15 protein-coding genes are annotated in these 24,268 nt (G+C 47.4%); 8 read left to right on the top strand and 7 right to left on the bottom strand.

The window, feature by feature from the left end; translation table 11 throughout:
• Positions 1–50: 50 nt before the first annotated feature.
• A complete protein-coding gene (gcvP, locus tag LDX50_RS29365; protein ID WP_225699879.1) occupies positions 51–2,942 on the bottom strand; it encodes an aminomethyl-transferring glycine dehydrogenase in 2,892 nt (963 codons plus the stop codon).
• A gap of 188 nt (positions 2,943–3,130) precedes the next feature.
• Here gcvP and LDX50_RS29360 point away from each other — a divergent pair, with 188 nt between their 5' ends.
• Positions 3,131–4,642: a M28 family peptidase gene (locus LDX50_RS29360; RefSeq protein ID WP_225699878.1), complete on the top strand. Its 1,512-nt coding sequence runs from the start codon at positions 3,131–3,133 to the stop codon at positions 4,640–4,642.
• A 203-nt stretch (positions 4,643–4,845) separates the two neighbouring features.
• Here the strand turns inward: LDX50_RS29360 and lipA are convergent, their stop codons facing one another.
• Together lipA and LDX50_RS29350 are read right to left on the bottom strand one after the other, a co-directional pair.
• Positions 4,846–5,724 carry a lipoyl synthase gene (lipA, locus tag LDX50_RS29355; RefSeq protein ID WP_225699877.1) on the bottom strand — a complete coding sequence of 293 codons (879 nt, stop codon included), beginning with the start codon at positions 5,722–5,724 and terminating at the stop codon, positions 4,846–4,848.
• Between the two features lie 63 nt (positions 5,725–5,787).
• Positions 5,788–6,510 carry a hypothetical protein gene (locus LDX50_RS29350; protein ID WP_225699876.1) on the bottom strand — a complete coding sequence of 241 codons (723 nt, stop codon included), beginning with the start codon at positions 6,508–6,510 and terminating at the stop codon, positions 5,788–5,790.
• A gap of 86 nt (positions 6,511–6,596) precedes the next feature.
• Here LDX50_RS29350 and LDX50_RS29345 point away from each other — a divergent pair, with 86 nt between their 5' ends.
• Entirely contained in the window at positions 6,597–7,016 is a 420-nt protein-coding gene (locus tag LDX50_RS29345; protein ID WP_225699875.1) for an OsmC family protein, read from the top strand.
• Here the strand turns inward: LDX50_RS29345 and ytxJ are convergent.
• From ytxJ to LDX50_RS29330, 3 genes are all read right to left on the bottom strand, one after another.
• Positions 7,007–7,348, bottom strand: coding sequence for a bacillithiol system redox-active protein YtxJ (ytxJ, locus tag LDX50_RS29340; RefSeq protein WP_225699874.1), 342 nt, complete (start codon positions 7,346–7,348; stop codon positions 7,007–7,009). The genes LDX50_RS29345 and ytxJ overlap by 10 nt on opposite strands.
• A 2-nt stretch (positions 7,349–7,350) precedes the next feature.
• Positions 7,351–9,369, bottom strand: coding sequence for a hypothetical protein (locus tag LDX50_RS29335; protein ID WP_225699873.1), 2,019 nt, complete (start codon positions 9,367–9,369; stop codon positions 7,351–7,353).
• Positions 9,370–9,514: 145 nt separating this feature from the next.
• Positions 9,515–11,494, bottom strand: a complete 1,980-nt coding sequence (locus tag LDX50_RS29330) for an alpha-ketoacid dehydrogenase subunit alpha/beta (RefSeq protein WP_225699872.1) — start codon at positions 11,492–11,494, stop codon at positions 9,515–9,517.
• Positions 11,495–11,571: 77 nt separating this feature from the next.
• Between LDX50_RS29330 and LDX50_RS29325 the strand changes: the two genes are divergently transcribed.
• The 6 genes from LDX50_RS29325 to LDX50_RS29300 all read left to right on the top strand — a co-directional run bounded on the left by LDX50_RS29325 (position 11,572) and on the right by LDX50_RS29300 (position 23,394).
• Complete coding sequence (locus LDX50_RS29325; protein WP_225699871.1) at positions 11,572–12,807, top strand: M16 family metallopeptidase; 1,236 nt, start codon at positions 11,572–11,574, stop codon at positions 12,805–12,807.
• 2 nt (positions 12,808–12,809) lie between these two features.
• Positions 12,810–13,289, top strand: coding sequence for a 2-C-methyl-D-erythritol 2,4-cyclodiphosphate synthase (ispF, locus tag LDX50_RS29320; RefSeq protein ID WP_225699870.1), 480 nt, complete (start codon positions 12,810–12,812; stop codon positions 13,287–13,289).
• Complete coding sequence (gene mnmC2 / locus LDX50_RS29315; RefSeq protein WP_225699869.1) at positions 13,286–13,951, top strand: tRNA (5-methylaminomethyl-2-thiouridine)(34)-methyltransferase MnmC2; 666 nt, start codon at positions 13,286–13,288, stop codon at positions 13,949–13,951. The genes ispF and mnmC2 overlap by 4 nt, the downstream gene beginning before the upstream one ends.
• A 126-nt stretch (positions 13,952–14,077) precedes the next feature.
• Positions 14,078–17,149 carry a T9SS type A sorting domain-containing protein gene (locus LDX50_RS29310; RefSeq protein WP_225699868.1) on the top strand — a complete coding sequence of 1,024 codons (3,072 nt, stop codon included), beginning with the start codon at positions 14,078–14,080 and terminating at the stop codon, positions 17,147–17,149.
• A gap of 265 nt (positions 17,150–17,414) precedes the next feature.
• On the top strand, positions 17,415–21,926 hold the full coding sequence (gene gltB, locus LDX50_RS29305; RefSeq protein WP_225699867.1) for a glutamate synthase large subunit: 4,512 nt from the start codon (positions 17,415–17,417) through the stop codon (positions 21,924–21,926).
• A gap of 1 nt (position 21,927) precedes the next feature.
• Entirely contained in the window at positions 21,928–23,394 is a 1,467-nt protein-coding gene (locus LDX50_RS29300) for a glutamate synthase subunit beta (protein ID WP_225699866.1), read from the top strand.
• Positions 23,395–23,398: 4 nt separating this feature from the next.
• Here the strand turns inward: LDX50_RS29300 and ypfJ are convergent, their stop codons facing one another.
• A complete protein-coding gene (gene ypfJ, locus LDX50_RS29295) occupies positions 23,399–24,256 on the bottom strand; it encodes a KPN_02809 family neutral zinc metallopeptidase (protein WP_225699865.1) in 858 nt (285 codons plus the stop codon).
• Between the last annotated feature and the right edge of the window lie 12 nt (positions 24,257–24,268).

Below are 24,268 nucleotides of genomic sequence, written 5' to 3'. Positions count from 1 at the left end.
ACTCAGCGACATAGATTCGTGAATTTGCCCGGCTAATGTATACTTAAATCTTATACTGCCGCTACCTCGTCATTATAATCACTCACAGGCAGACATGAACACATCAGGTTTCTGTCTCCGTATGCATTATCCACACGACCCACTGATGGCCAGAATTTGTGTTCACGGACAAACTCAAGCGGATAGGCTGCTTTTTCCCTGCTGTAAGGGAATTCCCAGCTATTGGCAGAAATAACAACAGAAGTATGCGGTGCATTCTTCAGCACGTTCTGCTCCGCATCGGCTTTGCCCTCTTCAACTTCCCGGATTTCTTCCCGAATACTAATCATTGCTTCACAGAAACGGTCCAGTTCTTCCCTTGCTTCGCTTTCAGTGGGCTCGATCATCATAGTCCCGGCTACAGGGAAAGAAACAGTCGGTGCATGGAAGCCGTAATCCATTAAACGCTTGGCAATATCCTCCACTTCAATGCCGGCTTTCTTAAATTCACGGCAGTCAATGATCATCTCATGTGCAACCCGACCGTGTTTTCCGGTATAAAGCACCGGGTAGTGATCTGCCAGGCGTTGCTTGATATAATTCGCATTTAAAATTGCCAGTTCAGTAGCCCGCGTCAGCCCTTTTCTCCCCATCATCGCGATATAGGCATAGGAGATGGTAAGGATACTTGCACTACCAAAAGGCGCCGCAGAAATTGAAGTGATCGCCTGATCCCCTCCGGTTCTTACCCATGGATTTCCGGGCAGGAAGGGCACAAGCTGGTCGGCAACCCCAATAGGGCCCATTCCGGGTCCGCCACCACCGTGAGGAATACAAAATGTCTTATGGAGATTCAGGTGACAAACATCGGCGCCTATGTTGGCAGGAGAAGTAAGACCCACCTGAGCATTCATGTTCGCGCCATCCATATAAACCTGTCCGCCATGCTGATGAATAATATCACAGATCTCGCGGATGCTTTCTTCGAATACCCCATGTGTACTTGGATATGTTACCATTAGTGCTGCTAGTTCATCACTATTGGCTTCCGCTTTTTCACGCAGATCATCAACATCAATATTACCGCGATCATCGCATTTCACAATGACTACCTTCATTCCTGCCATTACCGCACTGGCAGGGTTTGTGCCATGAGCGGATGAAGGGATCAGGGTAACATTCCGATGTGTATCACCCCTGCTTTCATGATAAGCGCGAATAACCATCAGTCCCGCGTATTCTCCCTGCGCGCCGCTATTCGGTTGTAGGGATACGCCTGCAAACCCTGTAATTTCTTTCAGCCAGTTGGTAAGATCAGCAAACATCTCCCAATAACCTGCTGCCTGATCAACGGGTGCGAATGGATGAATATTTCCAAATTCAGGCCAGGTGACCGGGATCATTTCCGTAGTTGCATTCAATTTCATCGTACATGAGCCCAGGGAGATCATGCTGTGAACCAGCGAAAGATCCTTGTTCTCGAGTTTTTTCATGTAGCGGAGCATTTCATGTTCAGAACGGTACGTATTAAATACCGGGTGTGTCATAAAATCCGATGAACGAACCAGGGCCGATGGCCAGTTCAGTTCCAGTCCGCCCGCCATACCAGCAACTTCTATCTTTTCTTTTCCGGCAGACATTGCAAATACATCAAGTATCTCCTGAACATCTTCTACCGTACTTAATTCATGCAGTGAGATTCCTACATGTCCGTCACCGAAATAACGGAAGTTCATCTCAGCCGCTTCAGCCGCCATTCTGAGTTTCTGATCATTACCCGGCTCCACATACAGCGTGTCAAAATAATGGTCATTCAACTGCGGAACCCCCAATTTTTTAAGACCTGCGTCCAGTAATCTTGTCAATCCATGCACACGTCCTGCAATGCGACGCAGCCCATCCGGCCCGTGATAAACACCATACATTCCTGCCATTACAGCCAGCAATACCTGGGCTGTACATATATTGGAAGTGGCCTTTTCCCTTCTGATGTGCTGTTCGCGCGTTTGCAACGCCATTCTGTAACCGGGATTCCCGTTCTTATCTACAGACGCACCGATGATCCTTCCGGGAAGCTGGCGCTTGAATGACTCCAGGGTAGCAAAAAAAGCGGCATGTGGTCCGCCGTAACCCATGGGTACGCCAAAACGCTGACTAGACCCAAAGACCACATCTGCACCCATTTCACCCGGTGCTTTAAGCAGAACCAGGCTGAGCAGATCTGCCGCCACACCGACAAAAAGATCCTGTTCCTTTGCGGCTGCTATCAGTGCAGAAGGATCTGAAATAGCTCCCTTGTCATTCGGGTATTGCAGCAATATACCGAACAGATCAGGATTCGTCAGATCCACAGTCGTGATGTCAGTAATAATAAGATTAATGCCCAGCGGTGTGGCACGTGTCTTGAGTACATCGATCGTCTGTGGAAACATGCTGTCATCGACCACCAGCGTCATGGCATTTTTACGCGATCCTTTACGGCTTCCGAAGAACATAGCCATTGCCTCACCAGCAGCAGTCCCCTCATCCAGAAGTGAAGCATTCGCAATCTCCATTCCCGTGAGATCCGACACCATGGTCTGGTAGTTAATAAGTGCCTCCAGCCGGCCCTGGGCTATCTCTGCCTGGTAAGGTGTGTAGGCAGTATACCATCCCGGGTTCTCAAGGATGTTACGCAGAATAACCGGAGGAGTAATGGTTGGATAGTAACCCGCACCGATGTAGGATTTGTAAATTTTATTCTTTGATGCCAGTTTCTTGAAATCCGACAGGAACACATGTTCCGGCCGTGCGGCAGGAAGATTCATTTCCCCTGAAATACGGATTGCATCCGGTATGGTCTGACCGATCAGCTCTTCCATCGATGATGCCCCAATGAAGGAAAGCATGTCATTGATCTGCTCCTGATCGGCTCCGTTATGCCTGCTGTCAAAACGCTCGAAATCGTTAACCTCTAATTTCATTTTTGTCTGTAGAATTTTTAGTGTATCTGCCGCCCGTTTGGCTGTGCAAAAATAGGATAAATTTTCCTTTTCATATCTAACCAAAAACAAAGTATAACGTTCAAATAACCATGCAGCCTTTTACCCAGAGTTTGTTGAACTATTAATAAAATGTAGCGCATCTTTGTCGTTTACTTGCAAATTATATTATGAAAAAAATTATTCCATTTATTGTTGCATTCGGTCTGGTCATGACTGCACATGCACAGAAAGATGAAACGGCTGTGAAATATGCCGAAACGATTACAGTAGAAGATCTTACTGATGACCTGACCATTCTGGCATCTGATGCACTTGAAGGACGTGAAACAGGTGAAAGAGGTCAGAAAATGGCAGCAGCCTACATTCGTGAGCATTTCAAAAGTCTGGGATTGGAAGCCCCCGTTTCCATTGAAGGAGGAAGGTCCTTTTACCAGTCGGTGCCGTTATACACGAACGTTCCGGGTGAAACCTTCCTGACTGTAGGTGATAAGAATTATGAAAATTTTGGAGATGTTGTTCACATAGGCTCCGGCGGAACAAAAACCAATGAAGGACTCGAGGTGATTTACGGCGGAGATGGCTCAGAAGAAGCTACTGCTGATTTGAAAGTTGCCGGAAAAGCGGTAATGATCGAAGCGCAGGGAATGCGTTCCTGGCGTGCATCGGCCGAAAGGCTGAAAGAAGAGGGTGCTGCTCTTTTGCTGATCCTAAATGCACCGAGCGATGAAGTTTTCGCAACCATGGCAGTGCAATTGAAAGGATATCTTTCAGGAGGACGGCTCTCCATCGACAAGCCTGAAGATTCCTCAAATGACAACCTGGAAGTATTTTTTGTAAGTCCTTCCACCGCGGCAAATATTTTAAACCTCAACCTTGAACAGCTCCCTGAGTTGAAGGAAGGCTCCATCAAGAAGATCAAATCCAAGAAAATCGGTTACAGCGTCAGCTCAGTACTGAAGACCGTTGAATCGGAAAATGTTTTGGGATTCCTGGAAGGAACAGATAAGAAAGATGAAATAATCGTTCTTACAGCTCATTTTGATCATGTTGGCGTGAACGACGGCAAGGTATACAACGGTGCAGACGATGATGGTTCCGGAACCAGTGCAATCCTGGAAATTGCCGAAGCATTCGTGACAGCCAAAAATGAAGGACACGGACCACGACGCAGCATATTGTTCATGACCGTCACAGGTGAAGAGAAAGGGCTGCTCGGCTCAGGATACTACGTGGCTAATCCGGTTTTCCCTCTCGCGAATACCGTGGTGGACCTGAATATCGATATGATCGGCCGGGTAGACCCGGAACACAAGGATAATCCAAACTATGTGTATGTGGTGGGGTCTGACAAGCTCTCGACTGAACTTCATATTATCAGCGAAAGTACAAACAGCACCTATACGCAGATGGATCTCGATTATACCTACAATGACCAGAATCATCCGGACAGAATTTACTACCGTTCCGACCACTGGAATTTCGCCAAGAACAACATTCCGGTAATTTTCTATTTCAATGGTGTGCATGAAGATTACCATCAGGCTTCTGACACGGTTGATAAGATCAACTTTGAAATGCTTGCAAAGCGTGCCCAGCTGGTATTCTTTACTGCCTGGGAACTCGCAAATCGTGACGGCCGCATCAAGGTCGACATTACCCCCGAAAGCGGATCCAATTAAGATCGGTTAGCGACATCAAACGAGAAAAGCTGCCTCCAAAGGGCGGCTTTTTTTATGGCCTGATGGAAGACAGATAGACGGGTAAGATAGTTACCATACTATCGAATGGCTCACAAAAGATCCCGGTTCGACTCCCGGCACAAGGCCAGGAGATTATACCGGGATGACGTCTGTAGTAGGGGTCCTTTAGTTCTTAATTATAATCAAATAGGAACATTCACATGCCGCTCGGCATGGTAGGATGAGCGAACCAGTGGACCAGACTCCACATATTTCAAACCGCGCTTCAATCCTTCTTCCCGATATGCATTAAACTGATCGGGGTGAATGAACTCCGCAACCTCGAGATGCATTTTTGTAGGCTGCAGATATTGACCGAGGGTAAGAATATCAAGGCCGTTGGCTACAAGATCGTCCATCGCCTTGTGGACCTCATCCACTGTCTCACCCACACCCAGCATAATACCCGACTTGGTACGTTTACCGGCATCCTTGGTCCGGCGGATCTGCTCAAGACTTCGCTCATATTTGGCTTGCGGGCGAACCCTTCGATAGAGCCTTTCTACAGTTTCCATGTTATGGGAAACAACTTCCTGGCCACCCTCAATCATTCGGTGAAGGGCATCCCAATTACCCTTTACGTCAGGAATCAACGTCTCAATAGTTGTATCCGGACTTAGTTTTTTTGTCTGAACGACCGTCTGATACCAGATTTCAGCGCCTCGATCCTTCAACTCATCACGGTTCACAGAAGTGATAACCGCATGTTTCACACCCATCAGTTTGATCGCTTCAGCAACACGTGTCGGCTCCTGCTCATCATACTCCGGCGGGCGGCCGGTAGCGACTGCACAAAATGTGCAACTCCTTGTACATACATTACCAAGGATCATGAACGTCGCCGTTCCGGCTCCCCAGCATTCACCCATGTTCGGACAATTGCCGCTTTCACAGATAGTATGAAGTTTATGGTCATCAACCAGCTTTCTAACCTTCGCGTATTCTTTCCCTACCGGAAGTTTAACGCGCAACCAGTCAGGTTTCCTGATTTGCTTTTTTTCTACAACGGGTAATTCAATCATAATGCCTGAATTTGTTCCTCAAAGTTAGGTATTAAACCCAATACAAGCAGAAAGGGTTTCCGATTATCTGCGGGATCCGTAAAATAAAGTGATAAATGCGGTCGGAAAGACAGATTTGTTCTCCGCTGTGGGCATCAAAATGATATCACCGGCATATGCGTCCAGCAACATCCCGATTTCAAAACCGGTTACATTCGATTTGGAAGTACCCAATTCAAAACTTAATGCGGCTTTCAGGTTTGCTCCTATCCGAAGCTTCGATTCAAACAATCCCTGGAAAAGTCGGCCTGTCCCGAGTATTTGATCGATACTGTGATCTTCATTATTGGGATTATATTGCTCGGTACGGCTGATGATTGCAGACCGGCTTGTGGTGTATTCAATATAATACGGTGCCAGAATACCAATAGAAGGCCCTACTGCTCCAATGGCTTTGATCTCAACCCCTTGTGAAGGAGCTTTCCGGAAAAGAATATATTCCCTGCCATATTGTGCCCGTATCGAATAGAGATAATTACTCTTTCCGTAGATATAAAAATTTCCGGTGATTGAATTTCGCCTGATCTCCTGTGAATGCTTCACGTTCACCAGCTCGATTCCAAAACTTTCAAACATCCGGTCATTCAGTCTCCTTGACTTCCTTGCCATAAATCCCCCGATGAGCCCACCTGAAGTATTCTTACTAACTCCCCAGACAAACTCATTGTCATACACGTCCGGCTGTTCTTGCGCAAAAAGCAGCGAAGGAATGAGGAAAATCAGAATAAGTATGAGTACTCTGGACATACAATGAATTGCCGAATGATTAACTAATTTAGCGAAATACTAACATAATGTATCTGATTTTAGTTTAGATTTTTAAAATTCGCGGTATGATCACAATGACATCTGAGTACCTGGGAGAATTAAGGACCCGCACAGAGCACCTTCAGTCGGGCAGTATACTGATTACCGACGCACCTACGGATAATCAGGGAAAAGGAGAAGCATTTTCGCCCACAGACACACTTTGCACAGCGCTATGTACATGTATGATGACCCTCATGGGCATTGCCGCAAATCGTGAAGGCATTGATCTTAAGGGTCTTAAGGCAGAGATTGAAAAGATAATGGCCAGCAACCCTCGCAAAGTGAGCAAGGTTCGCATCACCTTCACTCATCCAGGTTTGGTCGGGACGGCAGAACAGGAAAAAATTCTTACGGAAGCCGCAAGAACATGTCCGGTAGCATTAAGTGTTTCGGCTGATTTGATTCAGGATGTCACCTTTAACTTCAACCGGATTCAACCCTGAACTGCCGCTTTCAGGGGATCGTATTGAATGCCCATATGGGAATCGTGATAAACAACCTGACCATTTTTTACTACCAGAAGTTGCGGAGACTCATGACGAACGCCAAGTTCATCCGCGATTGCGTAACTCACTTCACGGTCACCGATCACGTCAATCGTATAAGCCTCAACATGTTCCATTTCTTCTGCATTCCAATAACGTTTCAGCCTGTCAAAGGCCATGCTGCTGATGCCACACCGGTAGCTGTGCTTAAAAATAACGATTGGTTGGGTATGTGATTTTTCCAGTATTTCGCCGATCTGAACGACAGAATTGATTGTATTCCAATGCATAGTTAATCATTCCAGAGACCTTTTTCCCCTTTGTCGAATCGTGGCTCACGCACTTTTTCTTTTACGACAGCAGGCTGGTTCTCCTGTTTCTTAAACAATTTTGACCAGAAAAGTTTCAAATTGAAGTTTGATTTTGCACTGGCACGGTCATCCTCGAACTTATATGACGGATGCCTGTTCCGAATGTTATTCTTAGACATTTTCACATTTCCCTGGTACGCACTGGCCTGAATCATCGCACGGGACGGTCCGATTCCTTTCAGGGCTCCATCCGCTGCGAAGGGCTTCTTCTCATAACGTTGTGTCATGCGCACATTGCCCGCATATTTGCCTGCTTCATAGTAATTTTTACCTGCTGGACGCTTCTTAAGGGCATCTTCATGTGCCTGCGGATTTCGGGTGTATTTAAATGTTCTTTTGAATGTACCCGTAGATACCGTTGCCTTTCTGGCCTCAGCAGAAACAGTCCTTCTTTCGAGCGGCTCGCCATCATTATTCCATGGCAACACCGATATACTACCCCCGGCACCCTTTGGCTTTTTACTGCCTTTCAGATTACCGGAGAAACCTTCGATCTGTGAATCCTGTTTGCTGTGCCCCATAGATGGAACCGGCTTGCCATCGTTATTATGCATTCGGAATCCTACCGTCAGATTTCGCCGTCCCTTGTAGGGCTTGCCCGGCGACTTAAGATTGCCGCTAAACCGGGCAATCTTTACATCCTGTGATTGAATTCTTCGGTTGTCCACCGGTTTGCCATCATTGTTCCATCCGCTGTTGGAAATGGACCCTCCTCCTTTAGTCGGGGCTTTCCTCCTGCCGCGAATCGAACCGGTAAAGCCGGCAACCTTCAGATCCTGCGATTGAATTTTTCGATTGTCGACAGGCCTGCCCCCATTATTCCACTGGTTCCTGGAAACACTTCCACCACCTTTGAGTCGTTTTCGCGATCTCATATTTCCCGCGAAATTCCCTACCGACGATTTGAGAGAAATAGTCAGATTACCTTTACCGGCGGATTTACCCGCCTTTTCCGTCTGACGTTTTGAAGTCATAAAATTCCGCCCTTTGATATTCCCTTTATAGGGTTTATCATCCACCGGGGCCGATTTATAATACTGCTGGCCATCGGCCTTATTCCATTTTGGTGTCCTGGAACGGACCGAGCTGATCCTGAATCCGGCAATGTCACCTTTCCATGCTCTTTCAGAGGGCTTAGTAGCAGACATGTAGCTTCCTGCCGCACGTCCGTTGTATGCTTTCTCACGACGCCCACCAGAAACCGATAAAAATCCACTGCGCATACGTCCGGAATATGCTTTATCGCCCCTTCGGGTATAGGATCGGTTTGCCGTTCTTGGCGCCCCCTGAATAGAGGGCCTGTCTACAGTCCGCTTGACACGTACCGGCCGGCCGGCGATATCACCCTTGTAGGCATCTTCCCACAACGTTTTATCCTTCCATGCATACGGCCGCTTGCGCTTTCGGATCACATACGCACCTGAAGTGGTTCGCGGAACAATTCTTTTTTTAACAACATTTCTCTCGGAACCCCTGCTGGCCGAATTCACCACCTGGTGTCGGTACGCATTTTTCCCTGTGAAAGTAACACGTTTCGACTTATCGGTAAACACAGCACCACGGCCTGCCTTCTCATTATTTCTGTTGGAAAACCTGGGGGAAGAACGGATATATTTCATCCGCTGCTTCTCATTCATACTTTTTCGCCCGGCATAGGGGTTTGGCTGGGCATATTTTGCCGTACTCCGGATTCGCGGACTTCGGGATTGTACCCTGCGCCCGGAAATGTCACCTTTATAGGCCTTTTCACCCTGCCGGCTGCGGGTCTTAAATCGCACTTCACGCAACTCCTTTCTGTTGCTTTTAGCCTTATCCTTCTTTTGGGCATGGACTTCCTTCGGTACCGAAGACAATACCATGCACAGGATCAGGAAAAGACCAAATAGCCAGTTAATTCCGGATTTACGATACGGATAGTTATATGTAGTTACTTTTTGCAAAAAATCTGAGCTCGTTCAAAAAATTCACCGCATGGGTGAATACCACAAGAAGCTAAAAGGAAACTGCTTTACAAAAGTGATGTAAGACAATTCAGTAAAATGTTCCGTAAGCAGCCGCTTGTATTACTTTAACGCAACAAATTAATTAAAATTCCAGCAAATCTTTTATTTTTTGAGCGATCCGACCTTTCGGAAGAAAGTTTTCCTCAAGTTTTGTCGAAAAAGGAACCGCTGTGTCAAGGCTTGCACAACGCATAACCGGTGCGTCGAGATATTCGAAAAGATTCTCCCCGATCCATGCAGCAATCTCACCTCCAATTCCTCCCGTTAAACAATCCTCATGAAGCACAAGTACCCGGTTTGTTTTCTTCACAGATGCCTCGACTGTTTTCTTATCCCAGGGCAGCAGACATCTCAAATCGACAATTTCAATTGACCTGCCTTCAAATGACCCCTGAATTTCCTTCGCCCAGTGCACTCCCATGCCGTAGGTAATGATCGACACATCGGTTCCTTCTGAAACAACCCTCGCCTCCCCCATAGGAAGTGTATAGTAATCGTCGGGAATCGATTCCGTTAGAGATCTGTAAAGAAACTTATGTTCAAAGAACAAGACCGGATTCGGATCTTCGATTGAAGCCGCCAACAGTCCTTTGGCATCATAAGGATTTGAGGGATAAACGATCTTTAATCCCGGTGTATGGAAGAACCACGCTTCATTCGATTGTGAATGATAGGGCCCGGCACCAACACCTGCCCCGGTAGGCATGCGGATCACCACATCGGCACGTTGTCCCCATCGGTAATGTGCCTTGGCAAGATTATTTACGATCTGGTTGAATCCACAGGTAACAAAATCCGCAAATTGCATCTCCACCATGCTTTTGTAACCAGCAATGGAAAGTCCAAGGCCTATTCCGATAATGGCAGATTCACATAAAGGAGTATTTCGTACGCGATCCTTGCCAAATGCATCTACAAATTTGTCGGTAACCTTAAACACTCCTCCATACTCTGCGATATCCTGTCCCATCAGAACAAGGTTGTCGAATCGCTCCATACTCTGCCGCAACCCATCTGATATGGCATCCACAAATCTTTTCTCCGATTCGTTCCCCGAAGAAGGTTTTACAGCAACCGCATCTGACGGACAGTACATATCCCCGAGCTCTTTATTGGTATCTGCCACAGGGATCTCCTCCGCATAGGCCTGTTTTAATCCCTCCTCGATTTCATCTGCAATTTCCGTCCGGATTTCACCAATGAGCGCTTCATCAAGGACTCCCTCATTGATCAGAAACTTCTCATAGTTTTCAACGGGATCCTTCTTTGCCCATGATTTCATCAGTTTGTCAGGCACATACTTCGTGCCGGAGGCCTCTTCGTGACCGCGCATTCGGAATGTAAGTGCCTCCACCAGTACGGGTCGCGGCTTCTTGCGAATGGAACGTGCCAGCCGGCTGATGGTATCATATACTTCAAGGACATTGTTACCGTCTACCTGCACTGCCTCCATGCCATAGGCCGGACCTTTATCAACAAAAGACTGAAAGCGGAATTGCTCATTGCTCGGTGTCGACAATCCGTAACCATTATTCTCAATAACAAAGATGACAGGCAGGTCCCATACTGCCGCAACATTCAGCGCCTCATGAAAATCCCCCTCACTCGCTCCCCCATCTCCGGAAAATACCAAAGACAGCCCATTGGCACCGGAAAGACGCGAAGCCAGGGAAATACCATCTGCCACGGCCAGCTGTGGCCCCAAATGGGAAATCATACCAACGATATGGTGTTCATTGGTTCCGAAATGAAAAGACCGGTCACGACCGCTGGTAAAACCGGACAATTTTCCCTGAAACTGTGCAAAAAGCCTGTTCAGCGGAATCTCCCGGCTAGTAAAAACCCCCAGGTTTCGATGCATCGGCAGTATATACTCATCGGGATTCAGCGACATGGCGGCGCCAACTGAGATCGCTTCCTGACCAATCCCGGAAAACCATTTGCTGATCTTTCCCTGCCGCAGCAGAATGATCATTTTTTCTTCGATCATCCGCGGCATCAGCAGATTTCTGTATAAACTTCTAAGGGTTTCCTGGGAATATCTTTTTCTGTCGAATTTCATGGGGATATTTGTTGGAGACAAAATTAAAGGTTCGACCCTTTCTGCAAAGTGAAGGGTTCTTTTTATTTTTACAATCAATGGTGAAATATGAGAAGTTCAGGCTGGATAATGGCCTGCAGGTAATTGTCCATGAAGATCATGATGTTCAGGTAGCGGTCATAAACATTCTGTATGACGTTGGATCAAGAGATGAATCCCCTGATAAAACCGGATTTGCGCATTTGTTCGAACACCTCATGTTTGGCGGATCTTTGAATATCCCCGACTACGACGGTGAACTTCAGAAAGTGGGTGGTGAAAACAATGCCTTCACCAGTCCCGACATTACCAACTATTACATGACACTTCCATCCCACAGTCTGGAAACAGGCTTCTGGCTTGAATCAGACCGCATGCTCGCCCTTAACTTTAATCCCGATGTTCTGGAGGTTCAGCGAAAAGTAGTGATCGAAGAATTCAAACAGCGATATCTGAATCAGCCATACGGCGATGTCTGGTTGAAATTACGGCCCGTGGCCTACCACCATCATCCTTACCAGTGGCCCACGATTGGAAAAGACATCAGCCACATCGAACATGCCACAATGGAACAGGTCCGCTCGTTTTTCTACAAACACTACAGGCCTGATCAGGCCATCCTTGTCGTGGCAGGAAATGTACATACCCAAGAAGTGAGGGAACTGGCTGAAAAATGGTTCGGACCGATTCCATCAGGAGAAGGGTATCAGCGACAATTGCCGGCAGAACCACCTCAAACTGAATACCGCAGGATCGATTGCAGTGCGGAAGTACCAGCAGAAGCGCTTTACCTGTGTTTCCATGTTCCGGGCCGGTACGATGCCGGCTATTATGCAGCTGATTTGCTGGGCGATATCCTGGGAAGAGGTAAATCCAGCAGACTTCACAAGGTACTGGTTCATGAAAAAAAGCTCTTCTCAGGGATCAATGCCTACATGACAGGTTCACTTGACCCGGGACTACTGGTGATTAGCGGACAATTAACACCCGGAACCCGTACAGATGATGCTGAAGCCGCCGTTTTTGAAATGATCAATCATCTGATTGATCAGGGCATCACAGAAGAGGAACTTGACAAAGTGAAAAACCAGGCAGAATCAACCCTGGTTTTTGGAGAGGTTGAGGTGCTGAACAGGGCAATGAACCTTGCTATTCATACCCTCCATGGCAATACTGAAGAGATAAACCTGGAAGTCGATCATATACGCAACGTGCAGATGAACCACATCCTGGAATCAGCCAAAAAATACCTGACGAAAAATAATTGCAGTGCGCTGCATTACCATAATGCCTGACTATGAAAATTAGAACCGGAATTGGATATGATGTTCACCAGCTTGCCGAAGGCTATGACCTGTGGCTTGGCGGAATCAAAATTCCCCATGAAAAAGGTGCCGTAGGACATTCAGATGCAGATGTGCTCATTCACGTAATCTGTGATGCCTTGCTGGGTGCAGCGAATTTACGGGACATAGGATACCATTTCTCTGATACAGATCCGGCATACAGGGGCATCGACAGTAAAATACTGCTGAAAAATGTAGTAAATATGCTCAGTGAGAAGGGCTGGGAAATTCAGAATGTAGACACGGTCATCTGCCTGCAGCGCCCGAAGGTTAATCCGCATATCCCTGAAATGAAAGAGGTTCTTGCAGCGGTTATGGGTGTGAATGCCGATCAGGTCTCTATTAAGGCTACGACTTCAGAAAAAATGGGATTCGTTGGCCGGGAAGAAGGAATTACTGCGTATGCAACTGCACTGATCACTTCGGGATGAATACCGACAACCAGGTAAGGCTCATTATTACTGAGGATGGCTCGCACAGTCTTTATAACGACGATCTCAGGGAAACCTATCATTCCACCCGCGGAGCCATTCAGGAATCTGAGCACGTTTTCATCAATGCAGGCCTTCAGACGTGCCAGGCCAACCCTATCCGGATCCTGGAAATCGGTTTTGGCACCGGGCTCAATGTACTCCTTACTGTTATTTGGTCCCTGAAATCAAATCATCCGGTAATCATTAGCAGTTTTGAGGCCTTCCCCCTGACAGCAGAAGTGATTGAATCACTGAATTATGGCAAGCTCCTGGATTCTGAAGAATGGTTCCGAATAATTCATCAACAAGGCTGGAATGAACGTGTTGATTATAAAAACGGGATCTCAATTGAAAAAATTCTCGCAAACTGGCAGGAAACTCAGGTTGAAGCCCTTTATGACGTTGTGTTTTATGACGCATTTGCCCCTTCAAAACAACCGGAAATGTGGGGTTTTGAGCTGATCAAAAAGGCATGTGATGCGCTTAATCCACAGGGGGTTTTTGTTACCTATTCGGCCACGGGCCAACTGAAGAGAGATCTTGTCAAAGCGGGAATGACCGTAGAAACACTTCCAGGCCCGCCGGGGAAAAAGGAAATGGTGCGCGCCATAAAAAATTGACATACGGAAGACATAACGGGTGAATCTTGTAAAAATCCCCTCAATTCCGGGATGAAAATTACTAAAAAGGCAACACCTCAAAGGACATTATCGCCTATCTTTAATGTTCAGGTTATTCTCTACCCTATGAAATTACGATACTTCATTCTTGTTCTGTCTGTACTTGTTGCCTGTAATGCTGAAAATGATTCTCAGCGGCCCCTGCCAAATCGTATAACCGCCGAGGATGCCAAAGCATTCAACCTGCCTTCCATAAAAAATGAAACGGGATCGGAGGACAATCCCGCTGACCGGTTTGAGTTTGACCTGCTAAGATTCCGAGACCCTGTTACCGGCCGGATCCCCGAAAATATCCGTGAGAAAGAACTTGCCTTTGCCGCCCGCCTCCCGGTGAGCAAGGGATTTGTGGTTCGTGATAAAAATGGAATAGCGCGCAATATTCAGGCTAATTTTACATCGGCCGGACCATCCAATGTGGGGGGCCGAAGCAGGGCTGTAGCAATTGACATCACCAACGAAAATGTGATTCTTGCCGGAGGTGTTTCAGGAGGATTGTGGCGATCGACCAATCTGGGCAACACCTGGACAAGAATTACACCGGTAACTGAACTTCCCAACATCAGGAGTATCACCCAGGACACCCGGCCGGGCAAAGAAAATATTTGGTACTACGGCACGGGCGAAATTTTACCAGGAAGTTCGGCCAGCACCGTCGGTGCTCCTTATCGCGGAAACGGCATCTATAAATCGACGGATGGCGGAATTACCTGGAACAGGATTCCTTCTACAGCCACCGACCCGATCAATGACCTCTCTTCCCCATTCAACTATGTTCATGATATTGTAACAGACCGTTCCAACACAACGCAGGATGAAGTATATGCTGCCGCACTCGGTGGAATTTACAGGTCAACAAATGGTTTCAGTTCCGTACAGCTGGTTTTGGGCCATAGTAATATCGTTTCCAATAACGACGCCATATGGACCGAGGTGGCCGTAACCTCTACCGGTATTGTGTATGCGACACTATCAAACTCATCAGGAAATAAAACGGCACCTTCAGGGATCTTTCGATCTGAAACAGGATTGGCTGGCAGCTGGGTAGAAATAACCCCACCCTCCGGCTTCGGGACCGACTTCCGCAGAACGGTAATCGGTATCGATCCGTCTAATGAGAACATAGTATACTTTCTGGGAAACAAAGGAGACAATAACAGCCTGCACCGGTATGACGATTCGGCGCCTGATGGAAGTGAGTGGACCGACCTTACGTCTTCACTGCCTAAGTTCGGAGGAATTGTAGGTGATTATAACGCCCAGAGCTCTTATAATATGCTCATAAAAGTTCACCCGGCAAATTCCAACATCGTGTACATTGGTGGTACAAACCTGTACAGATCCAGGAACGCCTTCGCAGATGATACGCAGATCGATTGGGTCGGCGGCTATTCGAGGAACAATAATGCGAACCAGTATTTCAATCATCATGCAGATCAGCATACACTGGCATTTTTCCCTTCGAATCCGAACCGGATGATCAGTGGACATGATGGAGGTCTGAGTATTACAAACAATAATTTAAAGAACACAGAAACGGAAATTCGTAATGAGAATAACCAGGTCGTTCAGCGTACCCTGATCGATTGGGAGAATCTGAATAATGGTTATGTCACCACTCAGTTCTACAGCCTGGCATTCGAAGAGGAAAATGTAGGCGATCCTTCCATCATGGGTGGGATGCAGGACAATTCAACCTTTATTCTGCAGGATCCTGCGCGGACATCCGACTGGATCAATATTGGTGCTGGTGACGGTGGATTCTGTTATTACGATAACCAATCAGTGATTTTTACTGCACAGTATGCAAATGTGTTCAGAATCGGATTTGTGAATAACGCCCCACAGTCTTTTAATATAAGTCCGCCCAACGGTGGCGACCAGGAATTTAACCTGTTTGTAAATCCCATTTTAGCGGATCCTGTTGCCCCTAACAAAGTATTTGTCGGGGGTAAGGGGCGTATTTATTATACTCTCGATGTTCGGGACAATCCCAGGGATGAAAAATGGTTTTCTTTCGGAACGCCTACGATTCCCTCGAATGAGAAAGTGAGTGCAATGGCAGCTTCTGAATCTCCCCAGAGTATCATGTACATTGGAACAGAACGGGGACGCTTGTTTCGGGTCGACAATTCAACATCACTGAATCAGATTAATGACGTAACTGGTTCAGGTTTTCCAAACAACGGCTACATAACCAGTATTGCCGTGGATCCGGCAAATGCCAACCGCGTCGTTGTTGCCTTTTCCAACTATAATGTGACAAACCTTTTTTATTCGACAAACGGCGGTACAAGCTGGGATGCCGTCAGCGGAAACCTTTCGAATGCCGGACTGTCTGGTGGCGGGGCTCCGTCGGTTCGCTGGGTGACCATGATGCCCAATGGCGGAAATGGTAATATTTATCTGCTTGGAACGAGTGTCGGACTGATTTCCACCACACAACTTTCCGGAAGCTCCACGGTATGGGAAAGAGAAGCCGTGAATACGATTGGAACGGTTCCCATCGATATGGTGCGGGTACGTCCTATCGATGGTTATATCGGGGTGGCAACCCATGGAAACGGAATTTATGAAGCACGAATCAATGTGCCTCTGCAGGCCAGATTACAACTCCTCGACATTCTGTGTAGGGAAGGAACCGCTATTCTTCAAACCAATATCCAGTTCCAGGGAGTGGAAAATGAATTCGATCTTCAATACGAATGGTTTTTTAACGGGCAGTCTCTGGGCGACGGCTTAAACGGGCCCGGGATAAGCACAACCACGGAGGGCCGGTACCAGGTACGAATAACTAATGCAGTGAACGGGCAGTCAGACCTCTCCAATGAAATAATACTTGACTTCGGGGAGGCGAATCCTCAATGGTGCAGCGGCAACCCGGTAGCCTCGGCAGGTGAAGACATCTCCTCAGGGTTACGTGTATTCCCGAATCCTGCAGAGCGGCAGTTATCGGTTGAACATCCGTTTATCGGGGAAGTGATGGTACGTATCGTGGATATGAACGGACGAATGATGTATGAGGAAAGAAGCAGCCAATCCCAACTGCGATTTGACATATCTTTATTCCCTGCAGGTACTTACATATTACTGATGACACATCAAAACGAGATTATATCCAGAAAATTTATAAAAAAATAATCCTTCCTGTTTTTGTGAAAATATCAGATCATGAAACACTGATCGATCCGGTTTTACAATTAATTTAATTATTTAAATTTTTTTTGAAAAAATAATAAATACACTCACCGTGCACCATAATGCACAGCAAATTATGGTGCGGAATTTTGCTAAGTTTTTAGTAACTTTAACATTGCTGTTTTAAAAAAAACCACTAGCCGGCGTCTTACCCGCGTCTCGGTCCATCCGGTACAACAGCACGACACCAACCAATAAACGACGTACGATGAATAACAAGCCCCAAGGATTATACCGTCCTGAGTTTGAACATGACGCATGCGGAATAGGATGTATTGCCAATATACAGGGCATTAAAGGTCATGAGATCATCCAGGACGCGCTGGATATGCTTGAAAATATGGAACATCGCGGAGGAACGGGCAGCGACCCTGAAACTGGCGATGGGGCTGGTATCCTCATTCAGTTACCCCATGATTTCTTGCGTATAAAATGTTTGGAGCTGGGTTTTGACCTACCCAAGCCTGGAACCTATGGTTGCGGAATGATCTTTTTCCCCACAAATCAGCAGGTGCGTGAAAAATGCCGCGCCACCCTTGAAGATCATGCCAGTGAAATGGGATTTGAAATCCTGGGATACCGGGAAGTTCCGGTAAACCGTAACATTCCGGGTTCCGGTGCCAGCCGCGTTGAACCAGTCATTGAACAGGTTTTTTTGAGGCATTCTGAGGGGCTTACGGGCGAAGCACTGGAACGTAAGTTATTTGTATTGCGCAATTATACCACCCATTATATTGGCCACAATATCCCCGGTAACAACGGTGATTTCTATGTAACAAGTCTTTCCTACAAAACTATTATCTACAAAGGTCAGCTGCGCACAAATCAACTGAGACCGTATTACCTCGACCTTCAGGAAAAAACGCTGAAATCAGCATTGGCAATCGTTCATTCCCGCTTCTCTACCAATACATTCCCTAACTGGAAGCTGGCTCAGCCCTTTCGTTATCTGGCCCATAACGGGGAGATCAATACGATCCGCGGAAATGTTACCAAAATGAAATCAAAGGAAGCCATGATGAAATCCGGGCTTTTCACCGATGATGAACTTCACAAATTACTTCCTATCACCGATCCCACCCATTCGGATTCTGCCAATCTCGATGCACTGGTTGAAATGCTGGTACTCAGCGGGCGGCCACTTCCTCATGTGATGATGATGCTTGTCCCTGAAGCCTGGGAAGACAATGAGTTGATGGATACCAACCGAAAAGCCTTTTATAAATATCATGCATCATTAATGGAACCATGGGATGGTCCGGCGGCACTCATCTTTACCGATGGAGAAAAGGTGGGCGCAACACTGGACCGGAACGGACTGCGCCCCGGCCGATACTGTATCACAAATGACGACCGCCTTATTGTGGCATCCGAAGCTGGCGCCCTGCCGGTTGATGAACGAACGATTATCAAAAAAGGCCGTATCCAGCCCGGAAAAATGCTGATGGCCGATCTTACGAAAAAACGGGTCGTCTATGACGATGAGATCAAAGCGGAAATCGTAAACAAGAAGCCTTACCTGGATTGGATCAAGGAGCACAGGGTAAAGCTACGCCTCCTGCCGGAGCCTACGCTTCCGGACTCGGGTTTCCACGAAGCGTCATTAACCCGGCGTCAGAAAGTTTTTGGCTATACGTCAGAAGAACTACGTCTGATCCTGGGGCCTATGGCTGCTTCAGCCACAGAACCAATTGGATCTATGGGTGCAGATACCCCGTTGGCCGTACTTTCAGATCAAAGTCAGCATATCAGCAACTATTTTAAACAGCTCTTTGCGCAGGTAAGTAATCCGCCTATTGATCCCATCCGGGAGCGCATGGTCATGTCACTGTTTACCAGGGTTGGGGAAAGCCTGAATATACTTGAGGAAAGTCCGCTGCACACCAAACAGATACACATTTCCCAGCCAGTCCTGCTGAACAGTGATATCCAAAAATTCAAGAACCTTGCATCGAAGGGTTTCGACTATGGCATTATCAATTCAACATTTGATGTAGAGGATCCCAACGGACTGGAAGCCGGACTGGATGCGATTTGCAGGAAGGCAGAAAACCTGATCAGTCAGGGTAAAAAAGTTCTGATCATCTCAGACCGGCAGATTACCCGGCAGCACGCCCCCATACCTTCACTAATGGCCATCGGGGCGGTTCACCATTACCTTGTGAGTAAAAAACTGCGCACGCGTGCCGGGTTGATTCTGGAAGCTGGTGATATTCGTGAAACGCATCATTTCGCCACCGCAATAGGGTATGGAGCCAGTGCGATCAATCCGTATCTGGCCCTCGAAACAATTCACGACATGAATAAGTCGGGTCTGATTGAGAAGGAACTCACGATGGAAGAGGCATTCCGGAATTATCAAAAAGCTATCGGGTATGGATTACTGAAGGTATTGTCAAAAATGGGAATCAGTACACTCCAGTCGTACCAGTCATCGCAGATCTTCGAAATACTCGGATTGTCGAACCGCGTTGTTGACAAATGCTTCAAGGGTTCTACTTCAAGGATCGAGGGTCTTGGGTTTGAAGAGCTCACAAAAGAAATTCTGGTTCGACACCGGTATGCCTATCAGACGGAAGATAACACCCTGGAAGTAGGCGGCGTATACCAATGGAAACGGAGGGGTGAACGGCACCTGTTCAATCCGGAAACAATACATCTGCTCCAGCAGTCAACCCGTAAAAATAATTATGCCCTCTACAAGAAGTTCGCTGCAAAGATCAATGACCAGGCCAAACAGGCACTCACGCTGCGCGGCCTTTTTGAATTCAAGGACCGCCCTTCGGTCCCCATTGAAGAGGTAGAGAGTAAGGAATCTATTTTCAAACGTTTTGCCACCGGGGCCATGTCCTTCGGATCTATATCCCATGAAGCCCATTCGACGCTGGCCATTGCCATGAACCGCATTGGAGCAAAAAGCAACAGTGGTGAAGGAGGTGAAGATGAAATACGATTTGAACGGAAACCCAATGGTGACTGGGAGCGATCGGCCATTAAACAGGTGGCATCAGGCCGTTTCGGAGTAACCAGTTACTACCTGACAAATGCATCTGAACTGCAGATTAAAATGGCCCAGGGAGCAAAGCCCGGAGAAGGTGGTCAGTTGCCAGGTCATAAGGTAGACGAGTGGATCGGCCGTGTGCGTCATTCCACACCGGGTGTCGGACTGATCTCGCCACCGCCTCACCATGATATTTATTCAATTGAGGATCTGGCTCAGCTCATTTTTGATCTGAAAAATGCCAACCGTGAAGCAAGAATCAATGTAAAACTCGTTTCTGAAGCAGGAGTAGGTACTGTAGCGGCAGGGGTATCAAAGGCAAATGCGGATGTGGTTCTCATTTCAGGTGCAGATGGTGGTACCGGTGCTTCACCATTAAGCTCAATACGACATGCCGGCCTCCCCTGGGAACTGGGTTTGGCAGAAGCACATCAGACATTGGTGAAAAATAACCTGAGAAGCCGGATTGTGGTGCAAACAGACGGACAGTTGCGCACCGGCAGAGACCTTGCCATTGCTACCCTGCTGGGGGCCGAGGAGTGGGGAATATCTACAGCCGCACTCGTTGTTGAGGGATGTATCATGATGCGTAAATGCCACCTCAATACCTGTCCTGTGGGTATTGCCACACAAAATCCGGAATTGCGACAGTTATTCACAGGTGATCCGGAACATGTGGTAAATTATTTCAGCTTTCTCGCTGAAGATCTGCGTGAAATTATGGCACAGCTCGGATTCCGGACAATCGATGAGATGGTAGGACACGCCGAGGTACTGAAAATGCGAAGTGATATCAAACACTGGAAATACAAACACCTCGATCTTTCGCCAATATTTTATAAAGAATCGGTTCCAGCCAATGTCGGCATCTACAAGCAAATTGAGCAGGATCACGAACTTGATGAGGTTCTCGACTGGAAACTGATCGAATTTGCAAAAGAGGCCCTGTCCAACGCATCCAAAGTGTCTGAATCATTTCATATTCGAAATACAGATCGCACGACTGGCGCGATGCTTTCAAATGAAGTATCAAAAATCTATAAAGGTGTTGGCCTCCCTGAAGATACGATCTGTTACAGATTCCGCGGATCTGCAGGCCAGAGTTTTGGAGCTTTCCTGGCACCTGGCATTACATTCCAGCTGGAGGGTGAGGCAAACGATTATTTCGGAAAGGGGTTATCCGGCGGTAAGCTCATAATACATCCTACAGAAGATTCTAAACTCGAATCTTCCCAGGAGAATATAATCATCGGAAATGTAGCATTCTACGGTGCAACTAAAGGAAAGTCATTCATCCGCGGTATGGCCGGGGAACGGTTTGCCGTGAGAAATTCAGGTGTTCAGGCGGTCGTGGAAGGCGTAGGCGATCATGCCTGTGAATATATGACCGGTGGTCGCGTGGTAATTTTAGGAAAAACAGGGAAAAACTTTGCTGCAGGAATGAGTGGCGGCATTGCGTACATCTATGATCCGGGCAAGGAATTTCCTGCCATGTGTAACCGTGGAATGGTTGATCTTGATCCGCTCGACAGTGATGATGTTACCCTCCTGCGTACGCTGATCGAAGAACATATGGCGTATACCCATAGTACGGTGGCATCGTCGATACTTAAAAATTGGGACTCCGAATTGGAGCATTTTGTGAAGGTAATACCCTTTGATTATAAGGCGGTATTGAACAAAAAGAAAAAAGAAGGCAATCTTAAAATAGCAGTATAGTATGGGACATGCAGATGGATTTTTGAAATTTAATCGTGAATTACCGCACAGCCGGGATCCCAAAGTGAGGATTGGCGACTACAAGGAAATTTACGAGCCTTTCCCGGAAACCAAGACAAAAGAACAGGCAGCACGCTGTATGGACTGCGGAATCCCCTTCTGCCATAACGGGTGCCCGCTTGGAAATATTATACCGGATTTCAATGATGCCGTTTATAATGAACAGTGGGAAAAGGCCGCAACTATCCTCCTCTCAACAAACAATTTTCCTGAATTTACAGGCAGGATTTGTCCCGCCCCCTGTGAAGCAAGCTGCGTACTCGGCATCAATAAGCCACCGGTAGCTATAGAGCATATTGAAAAAACAATTGCTGAAAAAGCCTTTGAAACAGGTCTGATCAAGCCCCAGCTGCCTGAATTCAGGACTGGGAAAAAAGTGGCTGTTGTTGGAAGCGGTCCGGCCGGACTGGCGGCGGCAGCACAGTTGAACAAGGCCGGGCACTGGGTTACTGTTTTTGAGCGAAGTGACCGCATCGGAGGTCTTTTACGCTATGGAATTCCCGATTTCAAACTCGAAAAATGGGTTGTGGACCGGCGTGTAAAAATCATGGAAGAGGAGGGCATTCGGTTTAAAGTGAATGCAGACATAGGCATTAATATCAATCCGGATGAGTTACTCGAGGATTTCGACATTCTTCTGATGTGCACAGGCGCAACAAAGCCGCGGGACCTTTCGATCGAAGGCAGGGAACTTGATGGCGTTCATTTTGCCATGGATTTTCTTTCGCTTCAGAACAAGGAGGTAGCCGGCGATGACGCACCCGAGGTCACCATCAAGGCTACAGGAAAACATGTAATTGTGATTGGCGGTGGTGATACGGGATCTGATTGTATCGGTACATCCCATCGCCAGGGTGCAGCATCCGTTACACAGCTCGAGCTGCTTCCAAAACCACCTTCGCAACGCGATGCGGATCAAAATCCATGGCCTGAATGGCCAACGGTTGTACGAACTTCCTCCTCCCATGAAGAGGGCGGCGAACGTGCCTGGTCTATGCTCACCAGGAAGTTCATCGATAATGGCGACGGTACGGTTAGCGGACTTGAAGTTGTAGAGATTGAGTGGTTCACCGATGATAAGGGAAACCGTACATTCCGGGAGAAAGAGGGATCGGAGAGAATCCTTCCCTGCGACCTTGCATTACTTGCCATCGGATTTGTCTCTCCTGAGCGCGAACTTCCCGATCAGCTTAAACTGGAAACAGATCCACGGGGAAACATAAAGACGAAAAAATACCGAACGTCAGATCCGCGAATTTTCGCTGCAGGAGATGCCAGAAGAGGCCAGTCACTCGTGGTTTGGGCAATCGCAGAAGGCAGAGAGGCCGCTGCGGAAGTAGACAAGGTATTAAGTGTAAGTGGTCAATCGCGTCTGGAAAGACGTGACAGGTCATACCTCTCGCTGTAACCCTTTATAAACTGGTTGCACTAAAGGTATCTCCCTGTGAGAGATCCCCGGTTTCAAACCCTCGCCGGAACCATCGCATCCGTTGCTCGGAGGTCCCGTGTGTGAAGGCATCCGGGACTACCCTGCCCTGGGATTGTCGCTGAAGGCGGTCATCCCCTATCGCATTTGCCGCATTAAGCGCCTCGGCGATATCTCCTTTTTCCAGTATATCATTCATCTCCTGGGCATGATGAGCCCAGAAACCAGCGAGAAAATCAGCCTGCAGTTCGAGGCGTACAGAAAGCTGGTTGTATTCCCGTTCACTTACTTGTCCGCGCATTTGATGCACTTTGTCGGTATATCCCAACAGATTCTGCACATGATGACCCACCTCATGAGCAACCACATAGGCCATTGCAAAATCTCCCGGTGCGCCAAACTTGTTTTTCAGATCATCATAAAAACTCAGGTCGATATATACGCGCTGATCGGGCGGACAGTAAAACGGGCCGGTTGCGGCACTCGCAAAACCACAGGCGGACTGAACACTCCCGGTAAACAATACCAGGGTGGGATCCGGATAATCTTCACCGTATGTCTCCATGAATATCTTATTCCAAACATCTTCCGTATCTGCAAGAACTACTTTTACAAAAGCGGCCAGTTGTTCTTCCTCGGCCGATGGCTGATAGTTCTGTGTATTGGTTTGGGGAGCTGCCATCTCCACCGTTTCAAGAAGCTGAAGTGGATTTCCGCCAAGCAGCCATGAAATAAGAAGGATTACTATGAGTCCACCACAACCGATTGAACCTCTTTTGCCCATTGAACCCATCCCCCGACGGTCATCAACATTGCCGCTTTGTCTACGTCCTTGCCAGCGCATAATTTTCCAAAG

The organism is Fulvivirga sedimenti, from assembly GCF_020328055.1.
Note: the sequence above shows the minus strand (reverse complement) of the source record. Positions and strands in the feature narration are given on the sequence as shown.